At 61.5% G+C, this 25,071-nt stretch carries 21 protein-coding genes; 9 read left to right on the top strand and 12 right to left on the bottom strand.

The annotated features are described in order from the left end of the window. Positions 1-273: 273 nt before the first annotated feature. The 8 genes from ASG55_RS13470 to ASG55_RS13435 form a co-directional block, all read right to left on the bottom strand. Positions 274-1,860, bottom strand: coding sequence for an AAA family ATPase (locus ASG55_RS13470; protein ID WP_056787348.1), 1,587 nt, complete (start codon positions 1,858-1,860; stop codon positions 274-276). Between the two features lie 10 nt (positions 1,861-1,870). After that, complete coding sequence (gene aroB, locus ASG55_RS13465; RefSeq protein WP_056787345.1) at positions 1,871-2,971, bottom strand: 3-dehydroquinate synthase; 1,101 nt, start codon at positions 2,969-2,971, stop codon at positions 1,871-1,873. A 152-nt stretch (positions 2,972-3,123) separates the two neighbouring features. Continuing rightward, on the bottom strand, positions 3,124-3,642 hold the full coding sequence (gene aroK / locus ASG55_RS13460) for a shikimate kinase AroK (RefSeq protein WP_024011270.1): 519 nt from the start codon (positions 3,640-3,642) through the stop codon (positions 3,124-3,126). A 4-nt stretch (positions 3,643-3,646) separates the two neighbouring features. Next, the gene (pilQ, locus tag ASG55_RS13455; RefSeq protein WP_056787342.1) at positions 3,647-5,734 is read right to left on the bottom strand and encodes a type IV pilus secretin PilQ; all 2,088 of its coding nucleotides are present in this window, start codon (positions 5,732-5,734) and stop codon (positions 3,647-3,649) included. A 13-nt stretch (positions 5,735-5,747) separates the two neighbouring features. Then, positions 5,748-6,272: a pilus assembly protein PilP gene (locus ASG55_RS13450; RefSeq protein ID WP_056787340.1), complete on the bottom strand. Its 525-nt coding sequence runs from the start codon at positions 6,270-6,272 to the stop codon at positions 5,748-5,750. Beyond that, a complete protein-coding gene (gene pilO / locus ASG55_RS13445) occupies positions 6,269-6,892 on the bottom strand; it encodes a type 4a pilus biogenesis protein PilO (RefSeq protein ID WP_056787337.1) in 624 nt (207 codons plus the stop codon). Before pilO ends, ASG55_RS13450 begins: the two co-directional genes overlap by 4 nt. Continuing rightward, a complete protein-coding gene (locus ASG55_RS13440; RefSeq protein ID WP_056787334.1) occupies positions 6,889-7,455 on the bottom strand; it encodes a PilN domain-containing protein in 567 nt (188 codons plus the stop codon). Before ASG55_RS13440 ends, pilO begins: the two co-directional genes overlap by 4 nt. Continuing rightward, positions 7,455-8,519: a pilus assembly protein PilM gene (locus ASG55_RS13435; protein WP_056787331.1), complete on the bottom strand. Its 1,065-nt coding sequence runs from the start codon at positions 8,517-8,519 to the stop codon at positions 7,455-7,457. Before ASG55_RS13435 ends, ASG55_RS13440 begins: the two co-directional genes overlap by 1 nt. A 219-nt stretch (positions 8,520-8,738) precedes the next feature. Between ASG55_RS13435 and ASG55_RS13430 the strand changes: the two genes are divergently transcribed. Then, positions 8,739-11,183: a penicillin-binding protein 1A gene (locus ASG55_RS13430; protein ID WP_375709703.1), complete on the top strand. Its 2,445-nt coding sequence runs from the start codon at positions 8,739-8,741 to the stop codon at positions 11,181-11,183. Between the two features lie 320 nt (positions 11,184-11,503). Here ASG55_RS13430 and ASG55_RS13425 read toward each other — a convergent pair whose 3' ends face one another. The 3 genes from ASG55_RS13425 to rpmE all read right to left on the bottom strand — a co-directional run bounded on the left by ASG55_RS13425 (position 11,504) and on the right by rpmE (position 14,002). Continuing rightward, positions 11,504-12,772, bottom strand: a complete 1,269-nt coding sequence (locus ASG55_RS13425; protein WP_016772053.1) for a malic enzyme-like NAD(P)-binding protein — start codon at positions 12,770-12,772, stop codon at positions 11,504-11,506. A gap of 184 nt (positions 12,773-12,956) precedes the next feature. Next, positions 12,957-13,739 carry a thermonuclease family protein gene (locus ASG55_RS13420; RefSeq protein WP_056787325.1) on the bottom strand — a complete coding sequence of 261 codons (783 nt, stop codon included), beginning with the start codon at positions 13,737-13,739 and terminating at the stop codon, positions 12,957-12,959. A 41-nt stretch (positions 13,740-13,780) separates the two neighbouring features. After that, positions 13,781-14,002, bottom strand: a complete 222-nt coding sequence (rpmE, locus tag ASG55_RS13415) for a 50S ribosomal protein L31 (protein ID WP_041477565.1) — start codon at positions 14,000-14,002, stop codon at positions 13,781-13,783. A 284-nt stretch (positions 14,003-14,286) separates the two neighbouring features. Here rpmE and ASG55_RS13410 point away from each other — a divergent pair, with 284 nt between their 5' ends. Next, on the top strand, positions 14,287-16,506 hold the full coding sequence (locus ASG55_RS13410) for a primosomal protein N' (protein WP_056787322.1): 2,220 nt from the start codon (positions 14,287-14,289) through the stop codon (positions 16,504-16,506). A 119-nt stretch (positions 16,507-16,625) separates the two neighbouring features. Here ASG55_RS13410 and ASG55_RS27440 read toward each other — a convergent pair whose 3' ends face one another. After that, the gene (locus ASG55_RS27440; RefSeq protein ID WP_016772057.1) at positions 16,626-16,748 is read right to left on the bottom strand and encodes a hypothetical protein; all 123 of its coding nucleotides are present in this window, start codon (positions 16,746-16,748) and stop codon (positions 16,626-16,628) included. Between ASG55_RS27440 and argS the strand changes: the two genes are divergently transcribed. The 7 genes from argS to phaZ all read left to right on the top strand — a co-directional run bounded on the left by argS (position 16,747) and on the right by phaZ (position 24,947). Next, the gene (argS, locus tag ASG55_RS13405; protein WP_041477563.1) at positions 16,747-18,483 is read left to right on the top strand and encodes an arginine--tRNA ligase; all 1,737 of its coding nucleotides are present in this window, start codon (positions 16,747-16,749) and stop codon (positions 18,481-18,483) included. The genes ASG55_RS27440 and argS overlap by 2 nt on opposite strands. 1 nt (position 18,484) lies before the next feature. Continuing rightward, entirely contained in the window at positions 18,485-19,195 is a 711-nt protein-coding gene (locus ASG55_RS13400) for an SPOR domain-containing protein (RefSeq protein ID WP_041477562.1), read from the top strand. A 290-nt stretch (positions 19,196-19,485) separates the two neighbouring features. Beyond that, complete coding sequence (hslV, locus tag ASG55_RS13395; protein ID WP_007968352.1) at positions 19,486-20,016, top strand: ATP-dependent protease subunit HslV; 531 nt, start codon at positions 19,486-19,488, stop codon at positions 20,014-20,016. 55 nt (positions 20,017-20,071) lie between these two features. Then, positions 20,072-21,409, top strand: a complete 1,338-nt coding sequence (hslU, locus tag ASG55_RS13390; protein ID WP_016772060.1) for an ATP-dependent protease ATPase subunit HslU — start codon at positions 20,072-20,074, stop codon at positions 21,407-21,409. Between the two features lie 153 nt (positions 21,410-21,562). After that, complete coding sequence (locus ASG55_RS13385; protein WP_056787320.1) at positions 21,563-21,940, top strand: gamma-butyrobetaine hydroxylase-like domain-containing protein; 378 nt, start codon at positions 21,563-21,565, stop codon at positions 21,938-21,940. Between the two features lie 257 nt (positions 21,941-22,197). Next, complete coding sequence (gene phaC / locus ASG55_RS13380; RefSeq protein ID WP_056787318.1) at positions 22,198-23,877, top strand: class II poly(R)-hydroxyalkanoic acid synthase; 1,680 nt, start codon at positions 22,198-22,200, stop codon at positions 23,875-23,877. A 215-nt stretch (positions 23,878-24,092) separates the two neighbouring features. Continuing rightward, positions 24,093-24,947 carry a poly(3-hydroxyalkanoate) depolymerase gene (gene phaZ / locus ASG55_RS13375; protein ID WP_016772063.1) on the top strand — a complete coding sequence of 285 codons (855 nt, stop codon included), beginning with the start codon at positions 24,093-24,095 and terminating at the stop codon, positions 24,945-24,947. The last annotated feature ends 124 nt before the right edge of the window (positions 24,948-25,071 follow it).

Below are 25,071 nucleotides of genomic sequence, written 5' to 3'. Positions count from 1 at the left end.
TACGCCGGCTTAGCGGGGGCAAAAGGGTGGTCATTGTACACAGCGACACAGAGGCTCACAAATTTGACGACGAACTGTCGCAAATTCATGTCGCATTTGTGAAAGGTTTAAAGCGATCTGCTGTGCTAGTCAAAACTTTTTTAATTTTGACCGCAACGACTCAAAGACTACTGTGACGCAGACACCACAAGGCACGCGGCCCTTTCAGGCGGCGCGCACTCGTGGAGATTTTGAGGTGCCGGGAGAGGCGGCCTGGGTAAGGCCGCCGAATCTTCAGCGAGTTGTTGCCAGTTCCTGTTGGACGCTGGCGACAGTGCGAGGCCAAGGTTTACCAGCCTGAACCTTCGCTGGCAAGGCCTTGATGGCAGAAACGGCCGCATCACGATTGGCAAAGTTGCCGTAGGTGATCACGTAAAGCGGCTTGCCGTTGAGGACTTTCTTGAAATAACGGTACTCGCCGCCCTGCTCCTTGACGAAGTTCTGCGCGGCGGTCTCCGAGCTGGTGCCGAGGATCTGCACGACATAGTTGCTGGTCGGCTGACCGGCGTACCAGCTGCCACCGGCAGCCTTGGCCACGGTAACGGGCTTGTCGGCAGGCTTGGCCGGAGCAGGAGCCGGTTTCGCAGCTGGCGCCGGGGTGGCCGGAGCAGGCTTGGCTGTGGCGATCTGCGTCGGTGCCGGGGTTGGCGCCGGTTTGGCGGCAGGAGTCGGAGCCGGTGTCGGCGCGGGACCGGCCGGAACGCCCGCAGGCGGTGCGGAGGTGGTTACGGTCGGCGGCGTATCGCTGGAGCCTTCCAGGGGCACGCCGTCGTCGCCTTCGGTGATGCCACCGGCGGCTTCTGCCAGCGGGCCACGCATGACCGGCTGCGAGTTGCCGACCAATGGCAGCGGCATCGGCTGGGTGTTGCCGGCGAATTCGACGGACGGGTTGGCGCCGTTCGCTGCACCCTGACCCAATGGCAGTTGCGCCTGTTCATTGGCCGGAGCACCGGTGGTCGGTGCCTTGCTGCGACCCGGCATCAGCCAGGCGGCGGCAACCGCGACCACAACGACGGCGGAAATCGCCAATACGTGTTTCTTCGGCATGTTGAACCCCATACTTGGACGCTTGACCGCGGAGCGGCTGGCAATCATGACTTCGATCAGTGCATCGCGAGCGACCTGGTTGATGTTGCCCGGCCAGCCCTCGGAGCTTTCGTGAATATCAGAGATCTGATCTGCGGTGAAAAGTTCGACACCCCGGCCCGCGCCTTCCAGCCGCTGGTCGAGATATTCGCGGGTCTCTTCTTCGGTGTACGGCTGCAATTCGATGACGTGGAAACGCTCTTCTTCGAGCTGCAACGCCTCAAGCTGAGCGATCAGCGACGACTCGCCGAACAGGAACACATGCGGACGACCTTCCGGCGTGCCGGCGCCGAGCGCCATCAATGCTTCCAGCGCGGACTCGTCGAGCTGCTCGGCATCGTCCACGAGCAGATAGACTTCCTGCCCGGTCAGACCCAGTTGCACCACCTGCTCGAGAATCGCGCCGACTTCGGCCTGAGCGACATCCAGCGCCTGCGCCACCTGGCGCAGCACGCCGGCCGCATCACCGGCGCCACGGGCGGAAACCACCACGCTCTGCACCGATTGCTTGTTGGTACTGGCAACGAGCGCTTGCCGCAGCAGGGTCTTGCCGCTGCCCTGCGGGCCGGTGACCACCAGCAGCAACTGGCTGTAACGCGCCAGATGATGCAGTTGACCCAGCACCGGTTTGCGCTGGGCCGGGAAGAATTTGAAGCCCGGCACCCGTGGCGCGAACGGGTCGTGACTTAACTGGAAATGGCCGAGAAACGCCTCGTCGGCATGCAAACTAGTCATCGGAATCGTTTTAACCTTTAAGCTGAGCCAGGGCGCGGTAATCCGCTCCCAGCGTGGCCTGTAGAACCTCTTTCGGATAATCGTCGGTCACTACCGCTTCGCCCATCCGGCGCAGCAGCACCAGGCGCAGACGACCGTCGATCACTTTTTTATCAATTGCCATGTGTTGGAGAAAATCGGCTTCGCTCATCTCTTCAGGCGGAATGACCGGCAGACCGGCCCGCTGGAACAGACGAATGCCGCGGTCACGCTCCTGCTCGCTGATCCAGCCCAGGCGCGCGGACATTTCCAGCGCCATCACCGTGCCCGCCGCCACCGCCTCGCCATGCAGCCAGACACCATAGCCCATGTGGGTTTCGATGGCGTGGCCGAAGGTGTGGCCGAGGTTGAGCGTAGCGCGGACGCCGGTCTCCTTTTCATCGGCGCCGACCACCGCAGCCTTGGCCGCGCAGGAACGCTCGATCGCATAGGTCAGCGCGGTTTGATCCAGCGCGCGCAGGGCGTCGACGTTTTCTTCGAGCCAGGTCAGGAATGGTTCGTCGCAGATCAGGCCGTACTTGATGACTTCCGCCAGGCCCGCCGACAGCTCGCGCTGCGGCAGGGTTTTCAGCGATGCGGTATCGATCAGCACCACGTTCGGCTGATAGAACGCGCCGACCATGTTCTTGCCCAGCGGATGGTTGATGCCGGTCTTGCCGCCGACCGACGAATCGACCTGCGACAGCAGCGTGGTAGGAATCTGGATGAAATCGACACCGCGCTGATAGCAAGCGGCAGCGAAACCGGCCATGTCGCCGATCACCCCGCCGCCCAGGGCGATCACGGTGGTGCGGCGGTCATGACGGGCGGTCAGCAGACCGTCGAAAATCAGTTGCAGGGTTTCCCAGTTCTTGAAGGCTTCGCCGTCAGGCAACACCACCGAGATAACCGAAAACTGCGCAAGGCTGCGGGTCAGACGTTCGAGATAGAGCGGCGCGACGGTTTCGTTGGAGATGATTGCCACCTGCCGCCCGTGGATATGCGGCGACAGGAGTTGGGGCTGATCCAACAGACCTTCGCCAATATGAATCGGGTAGCTGCGCTCGCCTAGATCGACCTTGAGTGTCTGCATGTGTCCCCACAGTGAAGATGGAAGCAGGCATCCTGCCCTGAAATTATTGGTGTTCTGCGGCCTGTAGCGGTATGACGCCGCTCGCCCGGCAACCGCCACACCCTCGGCGAGCGCTGACAGGACGCCGAGGATAGCGCATTTCGGGCGATGCTTTAACGGGGTGGCAACTGCGCGAGACGGTCGAGAATGTCGAGCACCACCATGCGTGGCGGCCGCTCGTCGGTTTCCACCACCAGATCGGCAATTTCCCGATAAAGCGGATCACGGATCTCGAGCAGGTCGCGCAGGGTTTTCGCCGGATCGGCGGTACGCAGCAGCGGCCGATTGCGGTCGCGGGAGGTGCGGCCGACCTGCTGCTCGACGGAGGCGTGCAGATACACCACGCGCCCGCCTTCATGCAGGGCCTTGCGATTGGCATCACGCATCACTGCGCCGCCGCCGGTCGCCAGCACCACGCCATCGAACGCGCACAGCTCGGCGATCATCGCCTGCTCACGGTCACGAAAGCCGGGCTCGCCTTCCTTGTCGAAGATCCATGGGATATTGGCACCCGTGCGCAGCTCAATTTCCTTGTCGGAATCCTTGAACGGCAGGCGCAGCTCTTTGGCCAGCAATCGGCCGATGGTGCTTTTGCCAGCACCCATCGGTCCTACAAGTATCAAATTTCGCACAGAATCAACGACTCACAGCAATCGCCTGGTTATTCATGATACGCGGAGTGAGAAATACCAGCAGCTCGGATTTTTTCTCCGAAACCACATCACGCCGGAAAAGGCGGCCAAGATACGGCACATCGCCAAGAAATGGCACCTTATCTACGACCTTGCTCTGAGTATTTGAAAAAACACCGCCGATTACGATGGTCTCGCCGTCATTTACCAGCACTTTGGCGTTGACCTCGTTTTTCTTGATCGGCGGCACATCCTGCACTTTGTTCAGGTAATCGGGCTCATCCTTGGTGACCTTGACCTCCATGATGATGCGGTTGTCCGGGGTGATCTGCGGGGTGACTTCCAGTGACAGCGAAGCCTCCTTGAACGACACCGAGGTAGCGCCGCTGGAGCTGGCCTCCTGATAGGGAATCTCGGTGCCTTTGAGGATCTTCGCGGTTTCCTTGTCCGAGGTGACCACCTTCGGCTGCGAGACGATTTCGCCATTGCCGGTTTTTTCCATCGCCGTCAGTTCGAGATCCAGCAGTACGTTGTCGGTGATGAAAGCAATGCCGATCCCCGAAGTGTTATTGACCGTGCCCATGTCGACGAACGGCGAGTTGGTGCCGGTGCTGCCCGGCGTACCGATAGTGCTCGACGAACCGTTGACCCCGGAGGCGTTCCAGTTGCCCTTGTTCTGCACCGAACCGCCCCAGCGCACGCCCAGGCTCTTGTCGTAATCGACGTTGGCCTCAACGATGCGCGCCTCGATCATCACCTGGCGCACCGGAATATCCAGCTGGGCGACGATCCGCCGGAGTTCGTCGAGGCGATCCTGGGTCTGGTAGGCAATGATGTTGTTGGTTCGCTCATCGACGGTAATCGAACCGCGCTCGTCGACCTTGGCCTCGGCGCTGGTCACCGACTGGAACAGCTTGGCGATGTCCGCTGCCTTGGCGTAATTGACTTGCAGCAGCTCACGACGCAGGGGCGCCAACTCGGCGATCTGCTTCTGCGATTCCAGTTCCTGACGCTCGCGAGCGGCAATTTCATCGGCCGGCGCGACCAGCAGCACGTTGCCGATCTTGCGCTTGTCCAGCCCCTTGGTTTTCAGCACCAGATCCAGTGCCTGATCCCACGGCACGTTCTGCAGGCGCAAAGTGATACCGCCCTGCACCGTATCGCTCGCCACCAGATTGAGATTGGTGAAGTCCGCGATCAGTTGCAGTACCGAACGCACGTCGATGTCCTGAAAATTCAGCGAGAGCTTGTCGCCGACATAGGCCTGACGGTCGGCGTTGCGCTTTTGCAGGTCGTCGATGCTCATCGGCCGAACGCTCACGGTGAGCTTGTTGTCGGTCTGGAATGTGGAATAGTCGAAGGTGCCGCTGGGCTCGACACTGATCACCGTACGATCGCCGGTGAGCGCTGCGTTGACGAACTGCACCGGGGTGGCGAAGTCCTTGACGTCGAGGCGCACGCGCAGTTTTTCCGGCAGTTGCGTACGGGCGAAGCTGAGGATGATCTTGCCGTCGTGCTCCTGGATATCCGGGGCGATGGTCGGATCAGAGAGATCGATGACCACATTGCCCTCGCCCTCGGTGCCGCGCTGGAAATCGACGCCGCGAATCGCCCTGCTGCGTTGCGCGGCTGGTCTGGCAGGTGCCGCAGCGGCCGTGGCGGCCGTGGCGGCACGCGGTGCAACGGCAGCCGGGCGCGGCGCAGTCGCGGAAGCGCCCTGACCGACCACCACAAACAGATTATTGCCCTCGACCCGCGTGCTGTAAGGCGCCAACTGCGTCAGGCTGACAATCAGCCGCGTGCGATCCTTGGCTTCGGCCACCGTGGCCGTGCGCGCGTTGCCGCTGCCCAGATCAAGATTCTTGTTGGCCATCTGGCTGGTCACGCCCGGCAGATCCAGTGCAATGCGTGCCGGCGACTCGGTTGTGTAGCCCTTGGGCTGTGGTGGCGGGCCGTCGAACGACAGCTTCAGTTCGACGCGGTCACCCGGCAGCGCGGCAACATCCAGCGCTTTCAGACTGGCCGCCATTACCATCGGTGACACCAGCGCTATCCATAGCGAAAAACCGAGGGTGGAGAAAATCCTGTTCATTATTCGACTTCCACTATGAGTGCTCTTTCAAAGGAATGGTGCGCGGCCGCTCCAGCCAGGCGCCGGCGCCGTCGGGCACGATCTCGACGACATCGACCTGGGTAGGGCTGATGGCGACGATGCGGCCGTCGTTGCGGCCCAGGTAGTCTCCGACCTTGAGACGATGCACCCCGCCTGCGCCGCGCAACAGCGCAAACGAGCCCGAGGCATTGGCAATCGTGCCGACCATTTCGAACTGCTCGATGTTGAACCCTTCAAGGTATTGCTTGACCCGGCTGGGGTCGGGTTTGACGTTGCGCGAACCGTGTTTCTGCCCGGCCAGATCGACTCTCGCCTGCCGCGAAAACGGGCTGCGCAGGTTGGCGGCGCTGTAAGTGAATGTGGGGTAAGACCGGAATGTCGGCGTTGGTTCAATCCTGCCCGCCGGACGCAGACGCACTTCGTTGAGGTACGCGTCGAGGTCGCTGAAGTCATCACCGCCACCGCAGCCGCTCAGCGCCAGCATCATGGGCAGGACGAGATAACGAATCGGGGTCATTTCTCCAGCCCCTTGTCGTTATAGCGGTACGTCTTGGCAAGAATGCTCATGCGCAGCTTCGTCCCGCCCTCGGGATTGGCTGGCGCCAGTTCGAAATCGTGCAGAGTGACAATTCGTGGCAGCCCGGCGACGCCGCTGACGAAGGTCGCGAGGTCGTGATAGGCGCCTGTCACGGTGATCTGGATCGGCAGCTCGATGTAGAACGGCTGGGTCACTTCCGGCAGCAGCTTGATTTCCTCGAATTCCAGGCCGCTGCCCAGACCAGTGCGGGTGATGTCTTCGAGCAGGCCCGGCACTTCAGTGTCGCTGGGCAATTGCCGCAGCAATACGCCGAAGGTGTTTTCCATTTCCTTCATTTGCTGGGTATAGAGCTCAAGGTTCGCCGACAGCCGCGCCTTGCTGGCGAATTGTTCCTTGAGGGTGGTTTCCTCTTCGCGCTTGAGGTCGAGCTGATTTTCCATGTCGCTGATGAAGAAGTAATAGCCAAGCGCGAGGATCAACACCATCACCAGCGCACCGCACAGGGTTTTTACCACCGGGGGCCAAGAGCCGATGTTGCTGGTGTCGAGGTCGTTGAAATCGATACTGCGCAGGCTTTGCAGCCATCCGGAGGCGTTCATTGCTCGTCCTCCACAACCTTGGGCTGCGTCTGACGAACGGTCAGCTGGAAGACGTTGGCTTGTTCGACCTGATCAGCGCTGGTGGCCTTGACCTCATTCAGGCTTGGCGCGTCGAACCAGTCGGACGCGTCGAGATTGCGCATCAGCTCGGAGACCCGGTTGTTCGACTCCGCCGCGCCACTGATGGACAGGGTCTTGCCGGCCATTTTCACATCGGTGAAATACACGCCGTCCGGCAGGGTACGCGCCAGTTGGTCGAAGACCCGCCCGCTGATCTGCCGATTGCCCTGCAGGTCCTGGATGATGCGCATGCGCTCGACCAATTGCTGGCGGCGCGCTTTGAGCTCGCTGATTTGCTTGATGCGTTCGTCGACCACGGCAATCTGTTTGCCGATGTAATCGTTGCGCGCCATTTGCCGCTCGATGGCTGCGGTGATGATCTGGTCGGCAATCAGCACCGCGCCGATCGAGCCGGCCAGCACGCCGATAAGTACCAGCAGAAAGCGTTTGCGCCGTTCTTCGCGGCGTTCCTCGCGCCAGGGGAGAAGGTTGATCCGCGCCATCAGTCGAAACTCCTGAGCGCGAGCCCGCAGGCAATCATCAAGGCTGGCGCGTCGCTGGCCAGCGCTCCTGCGTTGACCTTGCTGCCCAAGGCCATGTCGGCGAATGGGTTGGCGACCTGCGTCGGCGTGTCCAGACGCTGTTCGATCAGACGGTCCAGCCCGGGCACCGAGGCGGTGCCGCCGGCCAACAGGATATGGTCGACCGCGTTGTACTGCCCGGAGGCGAAGAAGAACTGCAGCGAACGCGAGACTTGCTGCACCAGCGCCTCGCGAAATGGCTGCAAGACCTCGCTGACGTAATCGTCAGGCAGCCCGCCCTGTTTTTTCGCCAGGCCCGCCTGTTCGACCGTGAGGCCGTAGCGGCGCTGGATCTCCTCGGTGAGTTGGCGCCCGCCAAACAATTGCTCGCGGGTATAGATGATCTTGCCGTTGTGCAGGACGCTGAGGGTGGTCATGGTGGCGCCGATGTCGACCACCGCCACGGTCAGGCGCTCCTGGGAGGCCGCCAGATGCGTTGCCAGCAGGCCGAACGAGCGCTCCAGCGCGTAGGCCTCGACATCCACCACCCGCGCGGTCAGGCCGGCGAGCGCCAGCGCCGCTTCACGTACCTCGACGTTTTCCTTGCGACAGGCGGCAAGCAGCACGTTGACCCGATCCGGGTTGCGCGGCGAGACGCCCTGGACTTCAAAATCGATGGCGACTTCGTCCAGCGGATAGGGAATGTATTGGTCGGCCTCGATCTTGAGCTGGTTTTCCAGTTCGTCGTCGGACAGCCCGGCGTCCATCTCGATGACCTTGGTGATCACCGCAGAACCGGCCACTGCCACCGCCACGCTCTTGACCCCGGTTCGCGCTTTCACCAGCAACCGGCTCAGCGCCTGGCCGACGCCTTCGAGGTCGGCGATGTTCTTTTCGACCACGGCGTTCGCCGGCAAGGGCTCCACCGCATAGGCCTCGACCCGGTAGCGCTCGCCCTGACGGCTCAGTTCCAGCAGCTTCACCGACGTGGAGCTGATGTCGATCCCCAGTAACGCATTGGTCTTTTTATTGAAGAGTCCCAGCACTACCAATTCCCTATGACTTTCCGTGAGTTACGGACTCTGTAATACGCATTGCGTTCCTTCACCCCCGTCTTGACAGAAGCGCCAATGACGCCCCCGACGGAAAAGTGCTTATAATGCCCAGCGATTTTTTCCGCTTTTTACTGCCAGCGCGGATGGCTCTGTGTGTAACCGCAGCCCCGTGCCAAATTCATTCTTTGCCCTGGATGTCCAAAAGCCTTGATTCGTCTGCTGAAATTTTTCGGTTGGTCCATCGTCGCCGTTTTCTGCGGACTGCTCTTAGGTCTCAGCGGCGCCTTCCTTTACCTTAGTCCGGGTTTGCCGTCTGTGGAGGCGCTGAGAAGCATTCAGTTGCAGATTCCTCTGCGCGTCTACAGCAGCGACAACAAGTTGATCGCAGAATTTGGCGAAATGCGCCGTACACCGATTCGTTTCGCCGACATTCCGCCCAACTTCATCAATGCGTTACTAAGTGCTGAAGACGACAATTTTGCCAACCACTATGGCGTCGACCCGAGCAGCCTGATGCGCGCGGCGACGCAACTGGTCAAGAGCGGGCATATTCAGTCCGGCGGCAGCACCATCACCATGCAGGTGGCGAAGAACTTCTTCCTCACCAGCGAGCGCAGCTTCTCGCGCAAAACCACCGAAATTCTTCTGGCCCTGCAGATCGAGCGACAGCTGACCAAGGACGAGATTCTTGAGCTGTACGTCAACAAGATCTACCTGGGCAACCGCGCCTACGGCATCGAGGCGGCGGCGCAGGTGTATTACGGCAAATCGATCCGTGACATCAGCCTGGCGCAGATGGCGATGATCGCCGGTCTGCCAAAAGCACCGTCGCGTTTCAACCCGCTGGCCAACCCGGCGCGCAGTAAAGAACGCCGCGACTGGATCCTCGGGCGCATGTACAAGCTGGGCAAGATCAGCGAAGCCGACTACACCGCCGCGATCAACGAGCCATTGAACGCCAGCTATCACGTACCGACCCCGGAAGTGAACGCACCGTACATCGCCGAAATGGCCCGTGCCGAAATGGTCGGCCGTTATGGCAGCGACGCCTACACCGAAGGTTTCCGCGTCACCACCACAGTGCCGAGCAATCTGCAGGAAATGGCCAACACCGCGCTGCACGAAGGCTTGATGACCTACGACCAGCGCCACGGCTACCGTGGCCCCGAGTCGCGCCTGCCGGGCAAGACCCGCGAAGCCTGGGCCAGCGAGCTGACCAAGCAGCGCACCATCAGCAGCCTCGAACCTGCGATCGTCACCCAGGTCGATAAAACCGGCCTGCAGGTGTTGACCCGCACCGGTGAAGAGCACGTAGCCTGGGACACGATGAAATGGGCGCGACCGTTCCTCAACACCAACAGCATGGGCGCCAACCCGCGCCAGCCGTCGGATGTGGCGCAGGTCGGTGATCTGATCCGCGTGCAGCGCCAGACGGACAATTCGCTGAAATTCAGCCAGATACCACAGGCTCAGGGCGCACTGGTGTCGCTGGATCCGCAAAACGGCGCGATCCGTTCGCTGGTGGGTGGCTTCGCTTTCGAGCAGAGCAACTACAACCGCGCGATGCAGGCCAAGCGTCAGCCTGGTTCGAGCTTCAAGCCATTCGTTTACAGCGCTGCGCTGGATAACGGCTATACCGCTGCCAGTCTGGTCAACGATGCGCCGATCGTGTTCGTCGACGAGTACCTGGACAAGGTCTGGCGACCGAAGAACGACACCAACACCTTCCTCGGCCCGATCCGCCTGCGTGAAGCGCTGTACAAGTCGCGCAACCTGGTGTCGATCCGCCTGCTGCAGGCCATGGGCGTGGGCAAGACCATCGACTACATCACCCGCTTCGGCTTCAACAAGCAGGACCTGCCGCCGAACCTGTCGCTGGCACTCGGCACCGCAACGCTGACGCCGATGGAAATCGCCACTGGCTGGAGCACCTTTGCCAACGGTGGCTACAAGATCACCCCGTACATCATCGACAAGATCGAAAGCCGTAACGGTGACACTTTGTTCGTCGCCAACCCGCCGACCGTGCCACAGGGTGGCGCGGCGACCGACGGTATCGCTGCGCCGGCTACCGAGTCGTTCACGGTCAATGCCGCTCCGGTTGCCGGTGAAGCGTCGGCCAATCCGGCAGTGCCGCAAGCGCCGGCCGTGGCCGAACGGATTGTCGATGGACGTACCACCTACATCCTCAACAGCATGCTGCAGGACGTAATCAAACTCGGCACCGGCCGGCGCGCACTGGCCATGGGCCGCAGTGACATCGCGGGCAAGACCGGTACCACCAACGAATCGAAAGATGCCTGGTTCTCCGGTTACAACGCTGATTACGTAACCACGGTGTGGACCGGTTTCGACCAGCCGGAAAGCCTCGGGCGCCGTGAGTTCGGTGGCACCGTGGCGCTGCCGATCTGGATGAATTACATGTCGGCCGCGCTGAAAGACAAGCCGCCGCATGTGCAGCCTGAGCCAGAAGGTCTGCTCAGCCTGCGGGTGGATCCGGTCAGCGGCCGTGCAGCAACACCGAGCACACCGGGGGCGTACTTCGAACTGTTCAAGGCCGAAGACACGCCGCCATCGGTGAACGAGCTGGGCAACGGCGCCGTACCGGGCAGCCCGCTGCCGGCGGATGAACAGGCGCCGATCGATTTGTTCTGATCCTGATGCCGCAAAAAGGCCCCGTCTTCGTGAGAAGTGCGGGGCTTTTTATTACCCGAAGATCAAAAGCCCCTCACCCTAACCCTCTCCCAGAGGGAGAGGGGACTTACCGAGTTGTCTGGGGTCAAACACCGACCTGAAAGTGTGGTGTCGATTATGGATTCAAAACCATACATTCAGGTCGGCGTAGCTCCCAAGCGTCCCCCAATCAGTCCCCTCTCCCTCTGGGAGAGGGTTAGGGTGAGGGGCTCTTGATCTTCAGGCATAAAAAAGCCCCGACTCTCACGAGCCGGGGCTTTTGTTTGACACGCTACAACGACTTAGCCGTTGAACACGTCATCCACGCTTTTCAGCGGGTAGTTCTTCGGATACGGCAGAGTAGCAACGCCGGTCTCGATCGCGGCCTTGGCCACGGCGTCGGAGATCAGGGTGATCAGGCGCTTGTCCATTGGCTTCGGAATGATGTACTCACGGCCGAACTCCAGCGGAGCACCGCCGTAGGCATCGCACACGTCCTGTGGAACAGGCAGTTTGGCCAGTTCGCGCAGGGCGTTGGCGGCGGCGACTTTCATTTCTTCGTTGATGCGCTTGGCGCGAACGTCCAGGGCACCACGGAAGATGAACGGGAAGCCCAGTACGTTGTTGACCTGATTGGGGTAGTCCGAACGGCCGGTTGCCATGATCACATCGCTACGGGTGGCGTGCGCCAGTTCCGGGGAGATTTCCGGATCCGGGTTGGAGCAGGCGAACACGATCGGGTTGGCCGCCATCGACAGCAGGCCTTCGGCGCTAAGCAGGTTCGGACCGGACAGACCGACGAATACGTCAGCGCCTGCCAGTGCGTCTGCCAGGGTGCGCTTTTCGGTAGCGTGGGCGAATACGGCTTTGTACTGGTTCAGGTCGTCACGGCCGGAGTGGATCACGCCGGTACGGTCAACCATGAAGATGTTTTCGATGCGAGCGCCCATGCTCACCAGCAATTTCATGCAGGAAATGGCGGCAGCGCCGGCGCCCAGGCAGACGATTTTCGCTTCCGGCAGGGTTTTGCCAGCGATTTCCAGGGCGTTGATCATGCCCGCAGCGGTCACGATCGCGGTGCCGTGCTGGTCATCGTGGAACACCGGAATGTCGCACTGCTCGATCAGAGCGCGTTCGATCTCAAAGCACTCTGGCGCCTTGATGTCTTCCAGGTTGATGCCACCGAAGGTGATGGAGATGCGCTTGACGGTGTCGATGAAGGCTTGCGGGCTTTCCGAGTCGACTTCGATGTCGAATACGTCGATGCCGGCGAAGCGCTTGAACAGCACGCCTTTGCCTTCCATCACAGGCTTGGACGCCAATGGGCCGAGGTTGCCCAGGCCGAGAATCGCGGTGCCATCGGAAATGACTGCCACCAGGTTGCCCTTGCCGGTGTATTTGTAGGCCAGTTCAGGATCGCGAGCGATCTCGCGTACTGGTTCAGCTACGCCGGGGCTGTAGGCCAGCGACAGGTCGCGGGCGGTAGCAGTGGCCTTGGTGAGCTCGACACTCAGCTTCCCCGGACGAGGATTGGCGTGGTATTCGAGAGCGGCAGTTTTCAGATCAGACATTTTGGCATTCCGCTTTTTTACTGTTGGACAGACTGGTCAGCGAGGATACGCGCCTCGCAAAGTCCCCACAAGACTGGGCAGTCACCGCTGTCAAGCGCCCTGCCCTACGACTTTGGGCCAAGAGCCACGGCGCACAAGGGCTGGACTGTTCACAATCAGCTGTAAAAATGTCTACAATTTTTCTTCAACGCGGTACGTGCAGCATCGAAGGATCGGTCAACGGCAACAACCAGCGCGCCTGACCCTTTTGCAATCCACCGCGCCGGGATCGGTCAACCACCCAGCCACGCGCCTCGATCTGCCTGCCTTTCAGTGCTTCCAGATCAGCACTGTCAAATCGTCCGAGCAGATTGGGTGCAACCCGCAATACAACCCTGTCCTGCAACTCGATCCAGATTCCGCCGCGATTGCGCTGCACCTTGCTCACCCGACCGCTGACTACGGCAAAGCCTGAACGCTGGATCTCCTGCGCTTTCCGCACCGGCGATTGCCGCCAGAGACCAACCCCGGCCTGTCGAGCGCTGCGTTCGGCGGCCTGCTGGCAGGCGACCAGGTCGACATTCGGCGCGACCGCAACGTGAAAACCCAGGCCATCGGCAAGCATTTGCGCTTCGAGATTCACTCCGCTGACGCTGTAAACATGCGCGAGCGTACGGCCGTAATGGTCTTTCGCCTGCTTGCCGGGCCGCAAGCCGACCCGGCCGCCGCTCTCATCCACCAGCGCTTGCAGGCGTTTACGCGCCGCCACGGCGAAGGGTTCGTCGCTGCGGCCCTGCTTGCCCAGTTCCGGCGTATTGAGGCCGATCATGCGCACATTGCGCCCGTCGCTCAGGCGCAGGGTGTCGCCATCGACCACCCGCTGCACGCTGACGCTGGTCAGCCCTGCGGGTGTCGGGCAGAACGCCTGGGCGGCGGACAGCCAAATCGCAGACACAAAAAAGGCGCCCGCAAGGGACGCCTTTTTCATCAGTCTGGAGAAGTCGAAACGACCATCCAAAATGATCAGCCTCAGGCTTTTTTGCCGACGCCGAAAGTAGCGAAACGGTCTGCGAACTTCTGCACACGGCCGCCGGTGTCCAGAGTCTTCTGCTTACCGGTGTAGAACGGGTGGCATTCGTTGCAAACGTCGATCGCCAGGGCTTTGCCGTAGGTCGAACGAGTTTCGAACTTGTTACCGCAGCTGCAGGTAACAGCAATTTCCGGGTAGTTCGGATGGATATCGGCTTTCATGGTGTCTTCCTCAGGCTAGCGTGCCGCCACCCAACACTATTGTTGAATACCGCACGTAATTAGGCCGCGGATTCTACCAGACCTTTTCAATCGCGCAAGCTGTCACCGAGACCGACCGTCTGCTAGGCTCCCGGCCTTGAACGCACTTCCCTGTGGGAGCGAGCCTGCTCGCGAAGGCGCCATGGCAGTCGACACATGTGTTGCCTGACCCACCGCCTTCGCGAGCAGGCTCGCTCCCACAGGTCATGCATATCCGATCATTTTGCGTATCGAGATCCCCCCGCGTGCCCGACGCCATTTTGCGCCTTGCCCTGCCTTCGCCTCTGCGCCGCCTGTTCGATTACCGGGCGCCGGCCGGGGTGCGGCGTGAGCAATTGCAGCCGGGCATGCGCTTGCGGGTGCCGTTCGGTCGGCGCGAGATGATCGGGATTCTGGTCGAGGTCACCGACACCAGCGAGGTGCCGGCAGAAAAACTCAAACCGGCACTGGCCCTCCTCGACTCGACTTCACCGCTGCCGCCGGCGCTGTTCAAGCTGTGCCTGTGGACGGCGCAGTATTATCAGCACAGCCTCGGCGACACCTTGAACTGGGCCTTGCCAGTGCTGCTGCGTCAGGGCGAGCTGGCCGAAGCCCGCCAGGAACGCTTCTGGTCGGTGGCCCCCGGCGCCAGCGTCGATGACCCGCGAGTGGCCCGTGCGCCACGCCAGCGCGAGGCGCTGACCACGCTGGCCCAGCACCCCCACGGCGTCGCCCATCAGTTGTTGAGCAAACTGATGCTGAGCAAGGACAGCCTCGATCTGCTGCTGGCCAAGGGGCTGGTGCAGGTCGAAATCCGCCGCCACGCCCCCGGCGCTCGCCATGAACATTGGCTGGCGCAACCGGAGCTGCCGCTCAACAGCGAACAACGCGCGGCGTATGAAGCGATTCGCGCCGGTTTCGACAGTTATCACGCGTTTCTCCTGGCCGGCGTCACCGGCAGCGGCAAGACCGAAGTCTATCTGCAACTGATCCGCGAAACCCTCGAAGCCGGCAAACAGGCACTGGTGCTGATCCCGGAAATCAACCTCGGCCCGCAGACCCTGGCGCGTTTCGAACAGCGTTTCAATGCGCGCATCGCCCTGCTGCATTCGGCAGTGAATGATCGCGAACGCCTCGACGCGTGGCTCGCCGCCCGTGATGGCGAGGCCGATATTATTATCGGCACCCGCTCGGCGCTGTTCACGCCAATGAAAAATCCCGGGCTGATCATCATCGATGAAGAGCACGACGGCTCCTATAAACAGCAGGAAGGTCTGCGCTACCACGCTCGCGATCTGGCACTGGTACGCGCGCGGCAGGAAAACATCCCGATCGTGCTCGGCTCCGCCACGCCGTCGCTGGAAAGTCTGCATAACGCTTACACCGGTCGCTATGGCCTGTTGCGCCTGAACGAGCGCGCCGGCGGCGCCAAGCAACCGCGTTTCCTGCGTCTGGACGTGAAAAGCCGTCCGCTCGACAGCGGTATTTCCGGACCGATGCAGCAAGCCATCGGCCAGACCCTCGCCAACGGCCAGCAGGTGCTGGTGTTCCTCAATCGTCGCGGCTTTGCCCCGACCCTGCTCTGCCACGATTGCGGCTGGATGTCCGAGTGCTCGCGCTGCGATGCGCGCATGACCGTGCATCAACGTTACGGCGAATTGCGTTGCCACCATTGCGGCAACGTCGAGCGCACGCCGCGCCAGTGTCCGAAGTGCAGCAAGGTCGATCTGCGCCCCGTCGGCGCCGGCACCGAACGCGCCGAAGAACGCCTGGCGATTCTATTCCCGGATTACCCGGTACTGCGCGTCGATCGCGACAGCACCTCGCGAAAGGACGCGATGAATCAGCTGTTCGCGACAATCCAGAAAGGCCAGCCGTGCATTCTGGTCGGCACGCAGATGTTGGCCAAAGGGCACCATTTCCCCCGGGTGACGCTGGTATCGATTCTGGATGCCGACGGTGGCCTGTTTTCCGGCGACTTCCGCGCCAGCGAGCGCATGGCGCAGTTGATCGTCCAGGTCGCCGGGCGCGCCGGCCGGGCTGAGGAGCCGGGCAGGGTGATCATCCAGACGCATTTGGCCGACCACCCTTTATTGGTGCAACTGACCGAGCAGGGTTATTTCGCCTTCGCCGAACAAGCCTTGAGCGAGCGCCGCGCGGCCGGGTTGCCGCCGTTTGCCCATCTGGCGCTGCTGCGCGCCGAAGCGCACAAGCCGGGGCAGGCGGAAGGCTTTCTCGATGAAGCGTGCAGCGCGGCCGAACGCTTGCTGGCCGAATTGAATCTGAGCGGCATCGAGTTGCTCGGGCCGGTGCCGGCGCCGATGGAGCGCCGAGCCGGGCGTTATCGCGCCCAGCTGTTGTTACAGGCGACCGCGCGGGCACCGCTGCACCGGTTGCTGGCGAGCTGGATGCTGGTGCTGGAGCAGATGCCGAGTGGGCGGGCAGTGCGCTGGTCGCTGGATGTTGATCCGGTGGATCTGTATTGAGCTGAAGATCGCTTTCGCGAGCAGGCTCGCTCCCACAGTGGATCAGCGCCGTACATACCTTGTGTGTCCTGCGCAAAAACCTTGTGGGAGCGAGCCTGCTCGCGAAAGCGGACTTTTTGTCACCACATATCCACATCCTGCCTGCTAAGGTTGGCAAGCCCGTCTTCGCAACGGATAATGCCCAGTTTTTCCACCCGCGCATCGATGCGCCCGCCGCGCTTGCGGTCGAAAGAGAAGACCATGAAAGACACCATTCGCCAGCTGATCCAGCAAGCCCTCACCCAACTCGTCAACGAAGGTGTGTTGCCTGAAGGCCTGACGCCGGCGATCCAGGTGGAGAACGCCCGCGACAAGACCCACGGCGACTTCGCCAGCAACATCGCCATGATGCTGGCCAAGCCGGCCGGCATGAAGCCACGGGATCTGGCGGAGAAAATCATCGCCGCACTGCCCGCTGACGAGAACGTCACCAAGGCCGAAATCGCCGGCCCGGGCTTCATCAATTTTTTCCAGAACACCCAGGCACTGGCCTCGCGCCTCGACGCCGCACTGGCCGACGCCCATGTCGGCGTGCGCAAGGCCGGCCCGGCGCAACGCACCGTGGTTGACCTGTCGGCGCCGAACCTGGCCAAGGAGATGCACGTCGGCCACTTGCGCTCGACCATCATCGGCGACGGCGTGGCCCGCGTGCTTGAGTTCCTCGGCGACGAAGTGATCCGCCAGAACCACGTCGGCGACTGGGGCACCCAGTTCGGCATGTTGATGGCGTACCTGCAGGAAAACCCGATCACCAGCGACGAATTGTCCGATCTGGAAAATTTCTACCGTGCGGCCAAGCAGCGTTTCGACGAGTCCGAAGAATTTGCCGATCGCGCGCGTGGCCTGGTGGTCAAGTTGCAGGCTGGCGATGCCGAATGCCTGGCACTGTGGACCAAGTTCAAGGACATCTCGCTGTCGCACTGCCAGAAGATCTACGAACTGCTCAACGTCAAACTGACCATGGCCGACGTGATGGGCGAAAGCGCCTACAACGACGACCTGATCAACGTGGTCAACGACCTGAAAGCAGCGGGCATGCTGGTCGAGAGCAACGGCGCCCAGTGCGTGTTCCTCGACGAGTTCAAGAACGCCGATGGCGACCCGCTGCCGGTGATCATCGTCAAGGCCGACGGCGGTTACCTGTACGCCACCACTGACCTCGCCGCCGTGCGTTACCGCAGCGGCAAGCTCAAGGCTGATCGCGCGCTGTATTTCGTCGACCAGCGCCAGGCCCTGCACTTTCAGCAGGTCTTCGCGGTGGCGCGCAAGGCCGGTTTCGTCACCCATCCGATGGAAATGGAACACATGGGTTTCGGTACCATGAACGGCGCCGATGGCCGTCCGTTCAAAACCCGTGATGGCGGCACCGTGAAGCTGATCGACCTGCTGACCGAAGCCCAGGAACGTGCCTACAACCTGGTGAAAGAGAAGAACCCGACCCTGGCCGAAGACGAGTTGCGCAACATCGCCAAGGTTGTTGGCATCGGCGCGGTGAAATACGCCGACCTGTCCAAGCACCGCACCAGCGACTACAGCTTCAACTTCGACCTGATGCTCAACTTCGAAGGCAACACCGCGCCGTATCTGCTGTACGCCTACACCCGTGTGGCCGGTGTGTTCCGCAAACTGGGCAAGGACTTCAGCGAAGTCGACGGCCAGATCGTCCTCGAAGCGGCGCACGAGCAGGAGCTGGCGGCGAAGCTGGCGCAGTTCGGCGAAGTGCTGAACAACGTGGCTGAAAAAGGCACGCCGCACATTCTCTGCACCTACCTGTACGACGTCGCCGGCCTGTTCTCCAGCTTCTACGAGAACTGCCCGATCCTCGCCGCCGACACCCCGGCGCAGATGCAGAGCCGTCTGCGTCTGGCCGCACTGACCGGTCGCACCCTCAAGCAAGGCCTGGAGCTGTTGGGTCTGGAAACTCTGGAGCGTATGTAAGTTGGCTGCCAAGAAAAAACCTGCACCCAAACGCGGCGCCAGCCGCTATCAGGCCCCGGCGAAACAACCGATTCCGGGCTGGCTGTGGATGGCCATCGGCCTGACCGTCGGCGCGTTCATCGTGTTTCTGATGAAACTGGAACCGGGCAAGGGCAGCGACACGGTCAAGCGCGAGAAGGTCGAACAGCAGCAGAAAGCGTCGAAGATCGCCGAGGCCAACAAGACCCCGCCGAGCCCGACGCAACCGGTGAAACCGAAGTACGACTTCTACACCCTGCTGCCGGAATCGGAAGTGATCGTGCCGCCGGACGCGGTGCCGGAAAAGACCCTGCCGACGCCGCAAGTGCCGGCCGTCCCGACCACGCCGGTAACCCCGGCCGAAGCGGCGAAGATCGACACCGCACGGGCGCAGGCGGCTCTTGCCGGGATCACGCCGCCGCCAGCGCCGCCAGTGAGCAAGGCCGCGCCAGTGACCAAGTTCTTCCTCCAGGCCGGTTCGTTCCGCAAGGAAACCGATGCTGACAAGGTGCGTGCGCAGATCATTCTGCTCGGCCAAGCCGTCGCGGTGGAGTCCGGCACGGTCAAGGATGAAACCTGGTACCGCGTTTTGGTCGGGCCGTTCAGCAACCGTGAACAACTGACCACGGCGCAGAAACAACTGGCTGGTGCCGGCTTCAGCAACCTGTTGTTACAACAACGCCAGAGCCGCTAAGGCTCTCAGAGGTCAGCTGCAACTTGCAGGTGACCTTCAAACTTAGTGGCGATGGGATTTATCCCCGTTTGGCTGCGGAGCAGCCCTGAAACCAGCCATTGCAGTGCCGCAGGCATACCGCAAATGATGGTTTCGCGACTGCTTCGCAGCCGAACGGGGATAAATCCCCTCGCCACAGTCATCACACACACCATTCGTCTCCCATCGCCCCTACCGGTTGAAATCCCCTCCAGCACCCCCATATGAATGGGCATAAGGCATTTTCGCCCCGCTGCGTGGAGACTCTTCCCTTGACCACCATCGTTTCAGTCCGCCGCCACGGCAAAGTCGTCATGGGCGGCGACGGCCAGGTTTCTCTCGGCAACACCGTGATGAAAGGCAACGCCAAAAAGGTCCGTCGCCTGTACCACGGCCAGGTCATCGCCGGTTTCGCCGGTGCCACCGCCGACGCCTTCACCCTGTTCGAACGTTTCGAAGGCCAGCTCGAAAAACATCAGGGCCACCTGATCCGCGCCGCCGTCGAACTCGCCAAAGAATGGCGCACCGACCGCTCCCTGAGCCGCCTCGAAGCGATGCTCGCGGTCGCCAACAAGGACGCCTCGCTGATCATCACCGGCAACGGTGACGTGGTCGAACCCGAAGATGGCCTGATCGCCATGGGTTCCGGCGGCGCCTACGCGCAAGCCGCCGCCAGCGCCCTGCTGAAAAAGACCGACTTGTCAGCGCGCGAGATCGTCGAAACCGCTCTCGGCATCGCTGGCGACATCTGCGTATTCACCAACCACACCCAGACCATTGAGGAGCAGGATCTCGCTGAATAAGCCTGTTGCGGCCCATGTGCCACGGCTTGTTTCTGCTTGAGGACCGTCAATTACTATGTCCATGACTCCCCGCGAAATCGTCCACGAACTCAACCGCCATATCATCGGCCAGGACGATGCCAAGCGCGCCGTCGCGATTGCCCTGCGCAACCGCTGGCGCCGCATGCAGCTGCCTGAAGAGCTGCGCGTTGAGGTGACCCCGAAAAACATCCTGATGATCGGCCCGACCGGTGTCGGTAAAACCGAGATCGCCCGTCGCCTGGCGAAACTGGCCAATGCGCCGTTCATCAAGGTCGAAGCGACCAAATTCACCGAAGTCGGTTATGTCGGCCGTGACGTCGAGTCGATCATCCGTGATCTGGCCGATGCCGCGATCAAGATGCTCCGCGAACAGGAAATGACCCGCGTACGCCACCGCGCCGAAGACGCCGCCGAGGACCGCATCCTCGACGCGCTGCTGCCGCCGGCACGCATGGGCTTCAGCAACGAAGAAGCGCCGAGCTCCGATTCCAACACCCGTCAGCTGTTCCGCAAGCGCCTGCGCGAAGGCCAGTTGGACGACAAGGAAATCGAGATCGAAGTCGCCGAAGTCTCCGGCATCGAAATCGCCACGCCGCCAGGCATGGAAGAGATGACCAACCAGCTGCAATCGCTGTTTGCCAACATGGGCAAGGGCAAGAAGAAGTCGCGCAAGCTCAAGGTCAAGGAAGCGCTGAAACTGGTGCGCGATGAAGAAGCCGGGCGTCTGGTCAACGAAGAAGAACTGAAGGCCAAGGCGCTGGAAGCGGTCGAGCAGCACGGTATCGTCTTCATCGACGAGATCGACAAGGTCGCCAAGCGCGGCAATGTCGGCGGCGCCGATGTCTCCCGCGAAGGCGTACAGCGCGACCTGCTGCCGCTGATCGAAGGCTGCACCGTCAATACCAAACTGGGCATGGTCAAGACTGACCACATCCTGTTCATCGCCTCCGGTGCGTTCCACCTGAGCAAGCCGAGTGATCTGGTGCCGGAGCTGCAAGGTCGTCTGCCGATCCGCGTCGAGCTCAAGGCCCTGAGCCCGGAAGACTTCGAACGCATCCTCAGCGAACCGCACGCCTCGCTCACCGAGCAATACTGCGCGCTGCTGAAGACCGAAGGCCTGAACATCCAGTTCCAGCCCGAGGGCATCAAGCGTCTGGCGGAGATCGCCTGGCAGGTCAACGAGAAGACCGAGAACATCGGCGCCCGTCGCCTGCACACCCTGCTTGAGCGTCTGCTCGAAGAGGTGTCGTTCAGCGCCGGCGACCTGGCCAGCGCCCACGATGACAAGGCGATTCTGATCGACGCCGACTACGTCAACAGCCACCTCGGCGAATTGGCGCAGAACGAAGATCTGTCCCGTTATATCCTGTAAGCCATACTTACAGCGGTAGCGGACCCTGTGGGAGCGAGCCTGCTCGCGAAGAGGTCGTGTCAGTCGGTATCAATGCCGTCTGAACCGCCGCTTTCGCGAGCAGGCTCGCTCCCACATTTGAATCAGGGTCGCCCACACATCGGACGCCAGCCCATGAATCGAATCCCCTCCGACATCAAACTGCACAAAGCCTCGAAAACCCTGACGCTCACTTACGCGTCCGGCGAGGAATTCACCCTGCCCGCGGAGTTTCTGCGCGTGCACTCTCCCTCCGCCGAGGTCCAGGGCCACGGCAAACCGATCCTGCAATTCGGCAAGCTCAACGTGGGTCTGAGCAAGCTGGAACCGGCTGGCAACTACGCACTGAAACTGACCTTCGACGACGGTCATGACAGCGGCCTGTTCACCTGGGAATACCTCTATGAACTCGGCAAGCGCCAGAACGAACTCTGGGACGATTATCTTGCCGAGCTGCGCGCGGCCGGAAAATCCCGCGATCCGAACGAGTCGTTCGTCAAGCTGATGCTCTAGGCCGTGGCTCTCGCTCTTTAGAGGGCATTTTCTAACTTCATCTGTTTGAATGCTCCGCGCATATGGCCCCGGATCGGCCGCTTGCGAAAAAAATTAAACTCGGGTAACCAATGGAGCTGGCAAGTTCCCTGCAGTGCTCTACGACTGTAAAGCAGCTATGCAGAATCAACGGTCACCCGAGCAGTAGTACCCGGCATTGGCTGTGGAAGCGACAGCGTGAAACCGGGTACTCGTCTCAGGACAATGGAGCGTCGTAGATGAGTGACAAGAATAACGATGACCTGAAGTACCAAGCCTCGGAAAACACTCTGGGGCTTAACCCCGTCGTCGGGCTGCGCGGAAAGGATCTGCTGGCCTCTGCTCGAATGGTGCTGAAACAGGCCATCAGACAACCGATTCACAGCGTCAGGCACGTGACCCATTTCGGCCTCGAGCTGAAGAACGTGCTGCTGGGTAAGTCCGCGCTGCAACCGGCCGGTGACGACCGCCGTTTCGCCGACCCGGCGTGGAGCCAGAACCCGCTGTACAAACGTTATCTGCAAACCTACCTGGCCTGGCGCAAGGAACTGCATGCCTGGATCGATGACAGCAGCCTGTCCCCCAAGGACATCGCTCGCGGGCATTTCGTCATCAACCTGATGACCGAAGCCATGGCGCCGACCAACACGGCGGCCAACCCGGCGGCGGTCAAACGCTTCTTCGAAACCGGCGGCAAAAGCCTGCTCGATGGCCTCTCGCATCTGGCCAAGGATCTCGTGCACAACGGCGGCATGCCGAGCCAGGTCAACATGGGCGCGTTCGAAGTCGGCAAGAGCCTCGGCGTCACCGAAGGTGCTGTGGTGTTCCGCAATGATGTGCTGGAGCTGATCCAGTACCGGCCGATCACCGAGCAGGTCCACGAACGCCCACTGCTGGTAGTGCCGCCGCAGATCAACAAGTTCTACGTCTTCGACTTGAGCCCGGACAAGAGTCTGGCGCGCTTCTGCCTGCGCAACAATGTGCCGACCTTCATCATCAGCTGGCGCAACCCGACCAAGGCCCAGCGCGAGTGGGGTCTGTCGACGTATATCGAAGCGCTGAAGGAAGCGGTCGACGTAGTCACCGCGATCACCGGCAGCAAAGACGTCAACATGCTCGGCGCCTGCTCCGGCGGCATCACCTGCACCGCCCTGCTCGGCCACTACGCCGCGCTCGGCGAGAACAAGGTCAACGCCCTCACCCTGCTGGTCAGCGTGCTCGACACCACCCTGGACAGCGACGTCGCCCTGTTCGTCGATGAGCAGACCCTGGAGACCGCCAAGCGCCACTCCTACCAGGCCGGCGTGCTCGAAGGCAAAGACATGGCCAAGGTCTTCGCCTGGATGCGCCCCAACGATCTGATCTGGAACTACTGGGTCAACAACTACCTGCTCGGCAACGAGCCGCCGGTGTTCGACATCCTGTTCTGGAACAACGACACCACCCGCCTGCCCGCTGCGTTCCACGGCGACCTGATCGAGATGTTCAAAAACAATCCACTGATCCGTCCCAATGCACTGGAAGTGTGCGGCACGCCGATCGACCTCAAGCAGGTCACCGCCGACATCTTCTCGCTGGCCGGCACCAACGATCACATCACCCCATGGAAGTCCTGCTACAAGTCGGCGCAGCTGTTCGGCGGAAAAGTAGAATTCGTGCTGTCGAGCAGCGGCCATATCCAAAGCATCCTCAACCCGCCGGGCAATCCGAAATCGCGTTACATGACCAGCGAAGAGATGGCGGCGACTGCCGATGACTGGCAGAAAAACTCGACCAAGCACACCGATTCCTGGTGGCTGTACTGGCAGGCATGGCTGGCCGAGCGCTCGGGCAACCTGAAAAAGGCCCCGACGAAATTGGGCAACAAAGCGTACCCGGCAGGCGAGGCTTCGCCGGGCACTTATGTTCACGAACGGTAACTGACACCACCCATTGTGGGAGAGGGCCTTGTGGCGAGGGGATTTATCCCCGTTGGGTTGCGAAGCGACCCCGAATCCTGAAACCGTGATTTGTCAGACGCACCGCGGCTACTCGATTCACGACTGCTTCGCAGCCGAACGGGGATAAATCCCCTCACCACAAGGTCCGCTCCTACAGGAATACGGGTGGACTTGAAATCTACAGGGCCTGAAGCATGCCGCAACCGTTCATATTCCGCACCGTCGATCTGGATGGCCAGACCCTTCGCACGGCGGTGCGTCCCGGCAAGCCTCATTTGACGCCTCTGCTGATTTTCAACGGCATCGGCGCCAACCTGGAGCTGGTGTTCCCGTTTGTCGCTGCGCTCGACCCGGATCTGGAAGTGATCGCCTTCGACGTGCCCGGGGTCGGCGGCTCCTCGACGCCCAACCGGCCGTATCGCTTTCCCGGCCTGGCCAAACTGACGGCGCGGATGCTCGACTATCTCGACTACGGTCAGGTCAATGTGATCGGCGTGTCGTGGGGCGGAGCTCTGGCGCAGCAGTTTGCCTACGACTATCCCGAGCGCTGCAAGAAACTGGTACTGGCGGCCACTGCGGCCGGTGCGGTGATGGTGCCGGGCAAACCGAAAGTGCTATGGATGATGGCCAGCCCGCGCCGCTACATTCAGCCATCCCATGTGATCCGCATCGCGCCGATGATCTACGGCGGCTCGTTCCGTCGCGACCCGACGCTGGCTGCCAGCCATGCGGCGAAAGTGCGCTCGGCGGGCAAGCTCGGTTACTACTGGCAACTGTTCGCCGGCCTCGGCTGGACCAGCATCCACTGGCTGCACAAGATCCATCAGCCGACGCTGGTGCTGGCCGGCGATGACGATCCGCTGATTCCGCTGATCAACATGCGCATGCTCGCCTGGCGCATTCCCAATGCCCAGTTGCACATCATCGATGACGGCCATCTGTTCCTGATCACCCGCGCCGAAGCGGTGGCGCCGATCATCATGAAGTTTCTCGAAGAGGAGCGTCTGCGCGCAGTCATGCACCCGCATCCGACCCCGCTCGGCGGCTGATCGCGGCGGCCTGCTTTATGCAGCACTTTTCAAATCAAGCGCGCGGCAGGACGCCGCGCAGGCAGCAACCGGTAACAGCGTCTATGGTGTTCTGGTTCGGTGAGTGTGTTTTTGCCCTGAAGAC

It is taken from the genome of Pseudomonas sp. Leaf434, assembly GCF_001425545.1.
Lineage (GTDB): Bacteria > Pseudomonadota > Gammaproteobacteria > Pseudomonadales > Pseudomonadaceae > Aquipseudomonas > Aquipseudomonas siliginis.
Note: the sequence above shows the minus strand (reverse complement) of the source record. Positions and strands in the feature narration are given on the sequence as shown.